Here is an 11,868-nt window from a genome sequence, read left to right on the forward strand (position 1 = left end):
AGACGCATCACTCCCCCCTGATGCCGTGACCAAAGCGCTTGCCGCTTTTGCCATTCATCACAAAAGGTTAAGCGAATTCCGCTACGGCATCAAGGAAGGTGAGCTCAAGCTTACGTTAACGCGACCCTGCAGATACGTTTATTGAATCGCGTCCATGGACTTGCTGAAACCGGTCAGCGGTACTTCGATGGTCTGCCTGCGTTCTGCCACCGGCGCGAAATCGATCTGCAGTTTTGCGCCGGCTTTCATCGCGTTGATCATTTCCTGCGTGGCCGGTGCGGAGAGAAAGCAGCCGCGCTGATCGCAAGTCCCGATTTCGAGCTCGCTCATCGGTGTTCCGTCGACCGCAAGCTTGACCTTGCCGGGTAGGAAGAAACCGAGCGGCGCCTGCATCTGGAAAACCGGCGTCGCCTTGTTGGCCGGGTAGATGATGTCGACCTTGAACAGCAGCTGACCGCTTTCCTTCACCCGAACGCTCTGACTTGCTTCGCAGATCAACGTTTCGGCGGACCTTGAAGGTCCGGCACATCGGGTCTGCCAGAGTTCGGCCGGGTTTGCCTGACCGGTCTCTTGTGCAAGAGCGGTCTTGAGTGGGACCAGCAGGGCCAAAAGAGTTGCGGAAACGATGGCTTTTTTGAAATGAGGCATAAATTTCTGTTTCGTTGGTGTGACGTGCGTCCTTGGCAACTCATACCTGTCTGATTGCAGTTCGTCACGCCTGAAACGGGTACAATCTTGAGGAAAGGTCGACTGCAGGGATTTTTCCCGGCTGCGCAATGTCGGGTGTTTCGGAAACGGGAATTGGTCAAACGGGTGCAATGGAAAAAACTATTCCGCTTCAGAGCCAAGCTTTGAAATCCGGTGCCCGGCGCTTCCAGCGGCAGCCCACTACATTAGAGCCATCAAACTGGGATTGGAGACCCTTGAGATGGCTGACAGCCGTGGTGACATTGCTAAAACACTGAAAAAGCCGGAAGCCCGGCTCGACGTGTTTCCTGCATTTATGAAAGTCGCCGGTCGAAAGGTCCTGGTCGTCGGCCATGGCGGCGAGGCTGCCGCCAAGGTTCGCCTGCTGGGCGAAACCAATGCACGGATCGTGGTTGTTGCCAAGGAAATCGAACCCGAGCTTGCCAAGGCTGTTGCTTTGTTTGAAGCCGAGCTCATTGCCGAAGATTTTCGTAAAGAACACCTGAGCGACGCGGCTCTGGTTTTCTCCGCGCGGGAAGACTGGGATCTCGACAAGGCCGTTGTTGAAGCTGCCCGAGCCGCGGGCATCCCCGTCAATGCGGTCGACAAGCCGGAGCTTTGCGATTTTTACACGGGCGCTCTTGTCAACCGTGCCCCTATCGCGGTCGCTATTACCTCAACCGGCGTCGGTCCGGTTTTATCCCGTCATATCCGCGCGCGCATTGAGGCAATGCTGCCGCGCGCAACCGGCGAACTTGCCCGTTTGGCCGAAAATTTCCGCGACGCTGCCACCAAAGTGATAGTCGACGGGGCTTTGCGCCGGAATTTCTGGGCACGGTTCTTCTCCGGATCGGTTGCCGCAAACCTTTACGCAGGCAAAACCGACAAGGCGCGGTCCGAAGCGCAGCGTTTGTTGAACAGTATGGCCGAAGAGCCGGGGTTTGTCTGGCTCGTTGGTGCCGGGCCGGGTGCCGAGGACCTGTTGACATTGAGAGCACAGCGTCTGCTGCAGGAAGCCGATGTCATCGTGCATGATGCACTGGTTCCTGCCGATGTTGTTGCCATGGGCCGGCGGGATGCGGAGCGTATTCATGTCGGTAAGCGCAAGGGTGCCCATTCGGTGCCTCAATCTGAAATCTGCGAGCTCCTGGTGGAACTCGGCCAAAAGGGTCTGAAAGTTGTCCGGCTAAAGGCCGGAGATCCAATGATCTTCGGCAGGGCGGCAGAAGAAATGGAGGCGCTCCGCGAAGGCGGTGTCGGTTTTGAAATTGTCCCCGGCGTTACAGCAGCCTTCGCCGCGGCAGCTTCGGCTCAGATTCCGCTTACCCTTCGCGGGGTCGCCTCCAACCTTGTTTTTGCAACCGGCCACAACGCTAGGTCCGAAACTCTGCCGGACTGGGCCGGGCTTGCCCTGAAGGGCGCGACCGTCGCCGTTTATATGGGCCGCACAGTTGCCGCATCCGTTGCAGACCGGATGATCAATGCCGGGCTCATACCTGAAACGCCGGTCGCCGTAATTGAAAACGCGGCCCATCCGGAAGAACGCCAATTTGCAGGAACGCTTTCCGAGCTTGCGGTTCTCAGCAACCGCGCGGAAATCAACGGACCTGTTCTGATCGTTATCGGCGAGGCTGTTGGCCATGCCGCCCTGAACAATGCTGAGCCACTGGCGCCGATTGAAGCGGCCCGGGCTGCAGTCGCCTGACGTTAAAGAGAGTAGACGCGATGAAAGTCATTACCGCCAACCGCCTGCTGAATGGTGATGTTGTCTGGCTCGGAGAGAACAGCAACTGGGTCGAGCGGGTCACGCTTGCCAAAACTTTCGACGGCAAGGACGCCGTTGCAGAAGGTCTGGAAATCGGCGTGACCGCAGAGAAAAACCAGGAAGTTGTGGGTGTCTACGAGATGGATGTGACGAATGAAGAAGGCGTCATTGTTCCGGTGCGGTTGCGCGAACGTATCCGTGCCGCCGGTCCAACCACTCACCCCGAATTCGGCAAACAGGCTCAGGCCGTATCCGCCTAACAAAGACAGAAACAAAGGGCTGCGCCCGGATCGGAAAAAGATCCAGACGGCAGCGCCCACGAGGAGAGAGAAATGTACCGTTACGACGAATTTGACGCGAGCTTTGTCAACCAGCGCACCGAACAGTTCAAGGATCAGGTCCGCCGCCGTCTGGCAGGTGAATTGTCCGAGGATGAATTCAAGCCGCTGCGCCTGATGAACGGCCTTTATCTGCAGCTTCACGCCTACATGCTGCGGGTTGCGATCCCCTACGGCACTTTGAACGGTCGTCAGATGCGCAAGCTGGCGCACATCGCACGCACCTATGACAAGGGGTATGGGCACTTCACGACCCGTCAGAACATCCAGTTCAACTGGCCGAAGCTGGAAGACACGCCGAAAATTCTGGAAGAGCTGGCGGAAGTGGAGATGCACGCGATCCAGACCTCCGGCAACTGCATCCGGAACGTGACTGCAGACCATTTCGCAGGTGCTGCCGCCGACGAGATCGCGGATCCGCGCCCTTATGCGGAAATTCTGCGTCAGTGGTCTTCTCTGCATCCGGAATTCTCGTTCCTGCCGCGCAAGTTCAAGATTGCCATTACCGGTGCTCCGAATGATCGCGCTGCCGTTCAGGTGCATGACATCGGATTGCAGCTGACCCGGAACGACGAAGGCGAGATTGGCTTTGAGGTTTTTGTCGGTGGTGGTCTTGGCCGCACTCCGATGATCGGCCGCAAGGTGCGTGACTTCTTGCCGGAAGAGGATCTGCTGGCCTATTCCGAGGCGATCCTGCGCGTTTACAATCGCTATGGCCGCCGGGACAACAAATACAAGGCACGTATCAAGATCCTGGTTCATGAAACCGGTCTGGAAGAACTGAAGGCGGATATCGAAGCGGAATTTGAAAAGATCCGCTACGGCGTGTTGCGCCTGCCGGACGAGGAAGTTCGTCGCATCGAAGCCTATTTCGCTCCGCCACCGCTTGAGGTTGGCTCGGCAACGTCCGACGCGGTCGAGGCACGGCGTGCAAAGGACGCCGCATTCGCCCAGTTCCTGGCGCATAATCTCAACCCGCACCGGGTACCGGGCTATACGTCTGTAACGCTTTCGATGAAACCCATCGGCGGTATTCCCGGCGACGCCTCGGATGCGCAGATGGACGTCATCGCGGACCTGGCGGAACAATACGGTCAGGATGAGCTTCGGATCAGCCACGAGCAGAACGTCATTCTGCCGCATGTGAAGCTGGATGATCTTCCCGTCCTCTTTGACAAGCTGGTTGAAGCTGAAATTGCCGAAGGCAATGCGGGTCTCATCACCGACATCATCGCCTGCCCGGGCATGGATTACTGCGCTCTGGCAACAGCGCGGTCGATCCCGGTGGCTCAACGGATTTCCGAACGTTTCGGCACTTCGGAACGCCAGGCGGAGATCGGTGAGCTGAAGATCAAGATCTCCGGCTGCATCAATGCCTGTGGTCATCACCATGTCGGCCACATCGGCATTCTCGGCCTGGAGAAAAAGGGCGAGGAATTCTATCAGGTGACACTTGGCGGATCCGCCAACGAAAACGCATCCATAGGTGAAATCGTCGGTCGGGGTTTCTCGTCCGAACAGGTCATCGATGCGATCGAAACGCTGGTCGATACTTATCTCGGCTTGCGATCTGGCAAAGAAGAAACCTTCCTGGAGGCATACCGCCGGGTCGGGGAGGTGCCCTTCAAGGAGGCCCTTTATGGCGCTGCATGAGACATTCAGCTTAGGGGTTGACCCGGAACTTGGATTGCAGTCGGAAGTTGCCGCTCTGAATTCCCAGTTCGAAGGCATGTCCGCGCAGGAGATCCTGCTGGGCGCGATCCGGCATCAGTTTGCCGGTGACATCGCAATGGTTTCCAGTTTCGGTGCGGATTCGGCCGTGCTTTTGCATATGGTCGCGCAGGTCGACCCGACGACCCCTGTGCTGTTTATCGACACGGTGAAGCTGTTTCCCGCAACGCTGCTTTACCGCGATCAACTGATCGAGAAACTCGGCCTGACCGACGTCAGAACGTTCAAACCGACCAAGGAAGACCTGGCAGAGCAGGATCCGGCGGGCATGCTCTGGATGAGCGATACCGATGCCTGCTGCCATCTGCGCAAGGTTGTGCCTCTGGAGCGCGCGTTGGGTGGCTTCGAAGCCTGGATTTCCGGCCGCAAGCGGTTCCAGAGTTCATCGCGGTCCAATCTGGAACATTTCGAATTGGATGCCGGCCGCGTGAAGGTCAATCCACTGGCCGACTGGACGGCTGCGGAAATTCTGGATTATGCGAAGGCGCACGATCTGCCGCCGCATCCGTTGGTCTCTCAGGGATATCCGTCGATCGGCTGCATGCCGTGCACCGACAAGGTTGCACCGGGTGAGGATCCGCGTTCGGGACGCTGGCGCGGACAAGACAAAACGGAGTGCGGCATTCACTGGCCGACCCATGGCAAGGAAATTGACGGCAGCGGTATCTGACCGCCGCCGGTATTTGAGGTTGAGGACGCAACTGATGGCTACGATTTACAAGGACGGCGAATTCGTCGAAGAAAACTGGACCCGGGTCGACGTGGATACCGGCACTGCCGTTGAAGGCGATGGCCTGGTCTCGCAGACCCTGTTTCTGGAAAACGCGGAAGTCTATCTGGCGCGTGCTGGTAAAACAGCGGTGCTGGTTGAAGCCGGAGACAACGTCGAATTGCTCAAGCCCTATCTGGACCGCCTGGCCTATGTGGCCGTGGATTTCCCGAGTTTTGCAGATGGCCGTGGTTTTTCCGCAGCGCGCGTACTGCGTGAACAGATCGGATTTGAAGGTGATATCCGCGCGGCTGGGAAATACATTCTCGACCAGGTGCCGCTCGCCCGTCGCTGTGGTGTTTCCTCCTTTGAAATTTCCAAGCCGGAAGTTCTGAAGGCACTGAAGGCAGGCGAATGGCCGGAAGTCACCAAGTACCTTCAGCCGGTCGGCACCGTTGATGAAATCCCGGTCGGCACGCGCCCATGGGCGCGCCGTTCCCATCGCGACGTGGCGGTTGCTGCCGAGTGATCCCTTGAGGGCTCAAAGATTGAGCTCTGCAAGCGCCCATAAAACGTAACCTGGAAAAATCAGCATCGGCGTGAGTGTTAAAAGCATGCCGATGGCCCTGCCATTGCCGAAACCGGAATTCACCAGCGTGCCGTAGTGGACAAGACGTCCCAGAAGCAGCGCACTGCCGCCAGCCCAAAGAAGAAGAGCCGGCGCGCCTGCGTATTCCGCTGCCGCCATCGCGAGCAGTACGATCGGTACGGTTTCAGTGAAATTTCCGTGTGCGCGTATGCGCTTGAGCAGCACTTCATCTCCGCCATCCAGAAAATGCGTTTCTGTCTTCAGGCGTCGCAGCCCGACCGCAACGGTCATCGGTATCTGCACAAGTGCCAAGAGCGCAATGAACAAAAGCGTCACTGGAAATGTGGATACAAATGTCATTTCAAAATCTCCTCAATTCGGGCGCAGGCCAGCGCGAGACCGGCCTGCCGGAAAAGCTCACGCGTCCGCCGGTGCTTCGTAGGTGATCAACGCAATAACACCACCGACCGGATCGACCAGGGTCGCCATCCGGCCAACACCAGGGATGCTCATCGGTTCGCTCGCGATTGTTGCTCCAAGAGACTTTGCCTTTTCGATACGGGCGTCGACATCATCGACGGTGACATAGGGGAGCCAGCGTGTCGTATCCGCCTGCATGGGAGGAAATCCGCCGATCTTTTCCTCACCATTGGCAATCACCGTATAGCTCATGCCCGGCATTTCCATCTCTTCGGTGTTCCAGCCAAGAAGGTTTGTATAAAAATCCTTGGCCTTGGCGCCATCACCGCTGTGCAGTTCCATCCAACTGAATGCGCCATGGGTTTGCATCGGATTGCTCATTTCACTCATCCTCATGTTTAAAAAATCGCCTGGAAGCTCCAGGTGATCAGAGGACGGTCCTGTCTTGGCAAATCCGACAGGGAAGGGAAATTTTTTGAAATTCAAGTTGGGTAGCTGGCCGAAGAGCGGCCGAGATGAACGCTCGGTGATCGATTTCTGCCGCTGTGGGCAGTCGTATCCACTGTCGGGTTACTTTTTGTTTTTCTGATCGTTCTGGCTGTCCATAAAGACAAGAAACAGGTTCACCACACCGAACACCAGTATGGCACCGAAGGCCAACGCTCCAAAGGTTTTGGGCTCAATACCAATCGGCACATTGAACATCAAGACGGCCAGACCCAGGAGAGCGGCCAGCATGATGACGGAGATAATCGAACCTCTGATATTCATCGCATTCTCCATTCGACCGGCTATCTTTGCTGTGTGCTTTGGCAGCAAGCGCGAAGCTCTTGCAAAGCGAAGCACATTTTGAACGATACGGAAAGCGGCAAACTTCCTTCAGATGGTGTGTCAGGGTCGTTTGAATTGACCGGCTGCCGGATCGCAAGAATTCAAGTCGGCAAGCTTCTGCCGAATGTGTCTTTGTTCAGCATCGGTGCCCGAGAGATGCAGCGCCTGCTCGAAGGCTGCACGGGCACTTGCGGCCTGCCTGAGTTCGGCAAGGAAGGCGCCTTTGACGGCATGGAAACTGGCATAGCGCTCCAGCGGCGCTTCAAGTTTTTCCAGGCGCGTAAGAGCCTCTAGTGGACCATTCAGCTTGGCCAGAACAACTGCGCGATTAAGCGCAACCACCGGAGTTGGTCGGATGACCTCGAGCGCACGATAAAGCCGGTCAAGCTCCGCCCAGTCGGTTTCCTGGTAGTGGCGCGCTCTTGTATGAGTTGCCGCGATAGCAGCTTCAATTTGAAAAGGGCCGGGGGTGGCCCTGCGCAGGGCGGCTTCAAGAAGAATGTTGCCTTCCGCGATCAGTTTCCGGTCCCACTGGTTTCTGTTCTGGTCTTCCAGGGTAATGGCTTCTCCTTCAGGGCTCAGTCTTGCCTGTCTTCTGGAATGCTGGATCAGGCAAAGGGCGAGAAGGCCGCGCAGTTCCGGCTCCTCAGGAAAGAGACGTACCAGCAGGCGGGCAAGGCGGATGGCTTCTTCACACAGGGTCGGGCGGATGAGTTCGGAACCGGTTGACGCGGAATAGCCTTCGTTGAAAACCAGATAGATTGCGTTGGCGACCGCGGAGAACCGCTCCGCCCGCGCCTTGCTGTCCGGTTCTTCGTAAGCAAGTCTGGCTGCCTGAAGTCGTTTTTTGGCGCGGGTGATCCGCTGTTCCATGGTTTTCGTCTGAACAAGAAAGGCTCTTGCGATTTCCTCAACAGAAAGGCCCGCGATGACTTTCAGCGAAAGCGCGATCTGCTGATCGCGCCGCAATACCGGGTGGCAGCACGTGAACAGCAATCGCAGAATATCATCGCGATAGACCGCTTGATCCAGCGACTGGGTGAGATCCTCTTCGGGATGCGCGCCGTCGTAGTCTGGCTCCAGATCCTCCGGTGCCGACAGCGTTTCCCGGCTTCGCTTGCGAATGAGGTCGATGCCGGCATTCCTTCCGGCAACAATCAGCCAGGCTGTCGGGTCTTTCGGCAGATCGTCCTGTCGCCAGGCTTTTAACGCTTTGAGGGAGGCTTCCTGAAACGCGTCTTCAGCGAGATTAATATCACCGAAGGCGCGGTTGAGGGCCGCCAGGGCACGCGGCCGTGCGGCCTTAAGATGCGTTGATAACCAGACGCTCTGCATTTGTGAAATCTGCCCCTTCGAAATACTCAACCGGCCGAATTTCAATGCGGCCGTGGTCGAGAGGCAGAATTTTTACCTTGTCGATTGCTTCCTCCAGATTGGCGCAATCGAGCAGATAAAAGCCCATGAACTGCTCCTTGGTTTCGGCAAAGGGGCCGTCGGTAACGACAAAGTCGTCGCTATCCTTGTTGACCGTCACCGCAGTTCCGGTGGACATCAATTTCGTTGCCGCCGCAAAATTCTTGTTGGTCTTCGTGTCCTCGTGAAAAGCACCATGCTTTTTCATGATCTCCTGATGCTCCTCGGGTGTGAGCGCATCGATGAAATCTTCACTGGCATAAATCAATACGGAAAACAGCATTGTCGGATCCTCCGGTTCCCTGAATAGGATAATCAAGGAACGCATCGCAGTCAGCCTAACCGACAGGTCGTAACAAGAAAATGAATTCAGAAGCTGCATTCAGGCCCCGATGGGAGAAGGAATGCATCCGCGAGCACCTCCTTCCAGGTGGCGAAATGCCAGCTGGAAGGCAGCCAAGGCTCCGGATATCGCTTACCCCAGCCAGCCGTCCCGTTTCAGGGTCTGGTAGGTGTCGTCCAGCGTCTTTTGTGCAGTCGTTACCAGAATGTCCGCTTCCTCATGGCTCAGCACCAGCGGTGGTGAGATGATCATGCTGTCGCGCACCGCCCGCATGATCATACCGTTTTCGAAAGACGCATCACGGCAGATCGTGCCGACCGATCCGACATCACGGAAGGGTTTATGCGGGTTGGTCTTGTCCGGTACAAGTTCAAGGGCGCCGACAAGGCCGGTCATGCGGGCTTCGCCGACAAGTGGATGATCTCCGAGGGTCAGCCAGCGATCCTTGAGATAAGGGCCGATATCGTTCTTGACCCGATCAACCAGACCTTCACGCTCGATGATCTCCAGATTGGCAAGTGCCGCAGCCGCGCACACCGGATGTCCGGAATAGGTGTAACCGTGATTGAAATCGTCGCCGGCATTCATCAAGCCTTCCGCGACCCGGTCGGAGACAAGAACCCCCCCCATTGGCAGATAGCCCGAGGTAAGACCCTTGGCGATGGGCATCAGGTCCGGTTTCATTCCGTAGTAAGTCGACCCGAACCACTCGCCGAGGCGGCCGAACCCACAGATGACTTCGTCCGAGACAAACAGGATATCGCGCTCCTTCAAGATACGGCGTACTTCCGGCCAGTAGGTCTCCGGTGGGATGATGACGCCACCGGCGCCCTGGATGGGTTCGGCGATAAAAGCGGCAACCTTGTCTTCGCCGATTTCGTCGATGGCTTCTTCCAGCTTCCGGGCTGCGGAAATGCCGAACTCTTCCGGGCTCATGTCATGGCCTTCTCCGAACCAGTAGGGCTGGTCGATGTGATGCACCCCCTGAACCGGGAGATCTCCCTGGACGTGCATGGCCTTCATGCCGCCAAGGCTGGTTCCGGCGAGTGTCGAGCCGTGATAGCCGTTCCAGCGGCCGATGATCACCTTCTTGTCCGGCTTGCCCATCTTGTCCCAGTAAGTCCGCACCATGCGAAAGACAGTGTCATTCGCTTCAGACCCGGACGAGCAGTAAAAGACGGTGTTGATGTGATCGGGTGCGAGTTTTGCCAGTTTTTCCGACAGAGCGATCGCGGGTGGGTGGGTCGTCTTGAAAAAGGTGTTGTAGTAGGCAAGCTCGTTCATCTGCCGATAAACGGCATCTGCAATTTCCTTGCGGCCGTGCCCCACCTGCACGCACCACAGGCCGGCCATGCCGTCGAGTATCCTGTTCCCGTCTGAATCCTTGAGCCAAATGCCCTCGGCGCTGGTGATCACCCGGCTGCCTTCATCATTCAGGGACTTCATGTCCGAAAACGGATGCCAGTGATGCGCGGCGTCGAGTTCCTGCAGGGCTTTGGTCGGATAGATGTTGGAATGGGCCGTCATGGCATGAACTCCAGAGGAAATTGAAAGTCGGATCAGACATTGAGCAGGAGGTATTCCCGCTCCCAGGCACTGATTACAGACATGAAGGTTTCGAATTCTTCGTATTTGATGGCACGGTAGGTGGCGACGAACTTCTCGCCGAAAACCTCGACCATTTCGTCGGAATTCTCGAATTTCGCGACGGCCTCAGGCAGACCCCGGGGCAGCGACTTGGCCAGTTCCGTGCAATCGTCGGCTTTGGGTTTGTCCGGCTTCAAGCCGTTGACAATACCGAGATAACCGCAGGCGAGGCTCGCGGCGATGGATAGATAGGGATTGGCGTCAGAACCCGGAATGCGGTTTTCCAGACGCCGGGCTTCCGCACTGGAATAAGGCACGCGCAGTCCCACTGTCCGGTTGTCGTAACCCCAATAGACATTGACCGGTGAGGTGGAAGTCTTCGAGAACCGCCGGTAGGAGTTCACGAAAGGAGCCATGATGCAGGTTGCCATCGGCAGGTACTTCTGGTGGCCCGCGATGAATGACAGGAAGGCTTCGGTCTCTTCGTTGTTCTCGCCAGAAAAGATGTTCTTGCCGGTCTCCCTGTCGATCACGGACTGATGGATATGCATGGCCGATCCGGGTTGATGTGACATCGGCTTTGACATGAAAGTGGCATACATTTCATGTCGCAGAGCAGATTCCCGAATCGTGCGCTTGAACAGGAAAACCTGATCGGCAAGGGCCAGAGGGTCACCGTGACGCAGATTGATTTCCATCTGCGCGGCCCCTTCCTCGTGGATCATCGTATCGATTTCCAGACCCTGCTTTTCCGAAAGGTCGTAGATGTCGTCGATGAGTTCATCGAACTCGTTGAGCGCAGAAATCGAATAGGACTGTCGGCCGACCTCGGGGCGACCGGATCGGCCTGTTGGTGGTTCCAGAGGATAATCCGGATCAACGTTTGGCCGAACCAGATAGAACTCGATTTCCGGTGCGACGACAGGCTTCCAGCCTTTGTCGTCATAGAGTTTCAGAATGCGTTTCAGAACATTGCGCGGCGCTGTCTCCACAGGCTCTCCCTGTCTGGTGTAGGCATCGTGAATTAGCTGTGCGGTCGGATCGCTTTCCCAGGGGACGATCGTCAACGTGTTGTAGTCGGCTTTAAAGTAAAGATCGCCGTCAATCGGATTGTGCTGAAAGCGCTCGTCGTCTTCCGGATAATCTCCCGAAATCGTCTGCGCGAAGATGGAGGCCGGCATGGTCATGTCGGGTCCGGAAAAAAACTTTTCGGTCGGCATCATCTTGCCGCGCGCCACGCCGGCAATATCCGGCACGATGCATTCGATGTCCTCGATATTGCGCGCGCTCAACCATTCTTTTGCGGCGGCACCGTTAGGCACACCGCGCAAGCTGTCCAACGGATTTTGGGTGTCGCCGGCTGGCGTGTCAGCAGTCACGAGAAGCTCCAATAGTCTGGCATCGGGCTGATGCCGAGTGGGAAAGCGGTCTGCCTTGTTTCAAGCAGAAAGATTT

At 56.9% G+C, this 11,868-nt stretch carries 13 protein-coding genes; 5 read left to right on the forward strand and 8 right to left on the reverse strand.

Annotated features, from left to right (window positions below):
* Positions 1-138: 138 nt before the first annotated feature.
* Positions 139-648 (reverse strand): invasion associated locus B family protein, encoded by a 510-nt coding sequence (locus K5905_RS14730; RefSeq protein ID WP_297585245.1) that lies wholly within the window; start codon positions 646-648, stop codon positions 139-141.
* 280 nt (positions 649-928) lie between these two features.
* On the opposite strand from K5905_RS14730, the gene cysG reads away from it, so the two are divergent.
* The 5 genes from cysG to K5905_RS14755 all read left to right on the forward strand — a co-directional run bounded on the left by cysG (position 929) and on the right by K5905_RS14755 (position 5,759).
* The gene (gene cysG, locus K5905_RS14735; protein ID WP_297585247.1) at positions 929-2,392 is read left to right on the forward strand and encodes a siroheme synthase CysG; all 1,464 of its coding nucleotides are present in this window, start codon (positions 929-931) and stop codon (positions 2,390-2,392) included.
* 20 nt (positions 2,393-2,412) lie between these two features.
* A complete protein-coding gene (locus K5905_RS14740) occupies positions 2,413-2,712 on the forward strand; it encodes a DUF2849 domain-containing protein (protein ID WP_297585249.1) in 300 nt (99 codons plus the stop codon).
* Positions 2,713-2,784: 72 nt separating this feature from the next.
* Positions 2,785-4,443 carry a nitrite/sulfite reductase gene (locus K5905_RS14745; RefSeq protein WP_297585252.1) on the forward strand — a complete coding sequence of 553 codons (1,659 nt, stop codon included), beginning with the start codon at positions 2,785-2,787 and terminating at the stop codon, positions 4,441-4,443.
* Positions 4,430-5,191 (forward strand): phosphoadenylyl-sulfate reductase, encoded by a 762-nt coding sequence (locus tag K5905_RS14750; RefSeq protein ID WP_297585255.1) that lies wholly within the window; start codon positions 4,430-4,432, stop codon positions 5,189-5,191. Before K5905_RS14745 ends, K5905_RS14750 begins: the two co-directional genes overlap by 14 nt.
* Positions 5,192-5,225: 34 nt before the next feature.
* Positions 5,226-5,759: a DUF934 domain-containing protein gene (locus K5905_RS14755; RefSeq protein WP_297585257.1), complete on the forward strand. Its 534-nt coding sequence runs from the start codon at positions 5,226-5,228 to the stop codon at positions 5,757-5,759.
* Positions 5,760-5,771: 12 nt separating this feature from the next.
* Here the strand turns inward: K5905_RS14755 and K5905_RS14760 are convergent, their stop codons facing one another.
* The 7 genes from K5905_RS14760 to K5905_RS14790 form a co-directional block, all read right to left on the reverse strand.
* Entirely contained in the window at positions 5,772-6,179 is a 408-nt protein-coding gene (locus tag K5905_RS14760) for an MAPEG family protein (protein ID WP_297585258.1), read from the reverse strand.
* Between the two features lie 57 nt (positions 6,180-6,236).
* Complete coding sequence (locus K5905_RS14765; protein WP_297585260.1) at positions 6,237-6,620, reverse strand: VOC family protein; 384 nt, start codon at positions 6,618-6,620, stop codon at positions 6,237-6,239.
* A gap of 189 nt (positions 6,621-6,809) precedes the next feature.
* Complete coding sequence (locus tag K5905_RS14770; protein WP_297585262.1) at positions 6,810-7,010, reverse strand: hypothetical protein; 201 nt, start codon at positions 7,008-7,010, stop codon at positions 6,810-6,812.
* 120 nt (positions 7,011-7,130) lie between these two features.
* Entirely contained in the window at positions 7,131-8,405 is a 1,275-nt protein-coding gene (locus K5905_RS14775) for an RNA polymerase sigma factor (protein ID WP_297585266.1), read from the reverse strand.
* Positions 8,374-8,811, reverse strand: a complete 438-nt coding sequence (locus K5905_RS14780; RefSeq protein WP_297585268.1) for a YciI family protein — start codon at positions 8,809-8,811, stop codon at positions 8,374-8,376. The genes K5905_RS14775 and K5905_RS14780 overlap by 32 nt, the downstream gene beginning before the upstream one ends.
* A gap of 147 nt (positions 8,812-8,958) precedes the next feature.
* On the reverse strand, positions 8,959-10,353 hold the full coding sequence (locus K5905_RS14785; RefSeq protein ID WP_297585271.1) for an aspartate aminotransferase family protein: 1,395 nt from the start codon (positions 10,351-10,353) through the stop codon (positions 8,959-8,961).
* Positions 10,354-10,385: 32 nt separating this feature from the next.
* Positions 10,386-11,792: a glutamine synthetase family protein gene (locus K5905_RS14790; protein WP_297585274.1), complete on the reverse strand. Its 1,407-nt coding sequence runs from the start codon at positions 11,790-11,792 to the stop codon at positions 10,386-10,388.
* Positions 11,793-11,868 lie beyond the last annotated feature (76 nt).

Origin of the sequence: Roseibium sp. (genome assembly GCF_025698965.1) — a bacterium.
Lineage (GTDB): Bacteria > Pseudomonadota > Alphaproteobacteria > Rhizobiales > Stappiaceae > Roseibium.

What these genes read in the sequence shown, in the direction of transcription:
- cysG (WP_297585247.1), top strand. Translation starts at nt 929, where the DNA reads ATGGCTGACAGCCGTGGTGACATTGCTAAAACACTGAAAAAGCCGGAA.
- K5905_RS14760 (WP_297585258.1), bottom strand. Translation starts at nt 6,179, where the DNA reads ATGACATTTGTATCCACATTTCCAGTGACGCTTTTGTTCATTGCGCTC.
- K5905_RS14765 (WP_297585260.1), bottom strand. Translation starts at nt 6,620, where the DNA reads ATGAGCAATCCGATGCAAACCCATGGCGCATTCAGTTGGATGGAACTG.
- K5905_RS14740 (WP_297585249.1), top strand. Translation starts at nt 2,413, where the DNA reads ATGAAAGTCATTACCGCCAACCGCCTGCTGAATGGTGATGTTGTCTGG.
- K5905_RS14775 (WP_297585266.1), bottom strand. Translation starts at nt 8,405, where the DNA reads ATGCAGAGCGTCTGGTTATCAACGCATCTTAAGGCCGCACGGCCGCGT.
- K5905_RS14770 (WP_297585262.1), bottom strand. Translation starts at nt 7,010, where the DNA reads ATGAATATCAGAGGTTCGATTATCTCCGTCATCATGCTGGCCGCTCTC.
- K5905_RS14755 (WP_297585257.1), top strand. Translation starts at nt 5,226, where the DNA reads ATGGCTACGATTTACAAGGACGGCGAATTCGTCGAAGAAAACTGGACC.
- K5905_RS14745 (WP_297585252.1), top strand. Translation starts at nt 2,785, where the DNA reads ATGTACCGTTACGACGAATTTGACGCGAGCTTTGTCAACCAGCGCACC.
- K5905_RS14730 (WP_297585245.1), bottom strand. Translation starts at nt 648, where the DNA reads ATGCCTCATTTCAAAAAAGCCATCGTTTCCGCAACTCTTTTGGCCCTG.
- K5905_RS14750 (WP_297585255.1), top strand. Translation starts at nt 4,430, where the DNA reads ATGGCGCTGCATGAGACATTCAGCTTAGGGGTTGACCCGGAACTTGGA.
- K5905_RS14780 (WP_297585268.1), bottom strand. Translation starts at nt 8,811, where the DNA reads ATGCGTTCCTTGATTATCCTATTCAGGGAACCGGAGGATCCGACAATG.
- K5905_RS14785 (WP_297585271.1), bottom strand. Translation starts at nt 10,353, where the DNA reads ATGACGGCCCATTCCAACATCTATCCGACCAAAGCCCTGCAGGAACTC.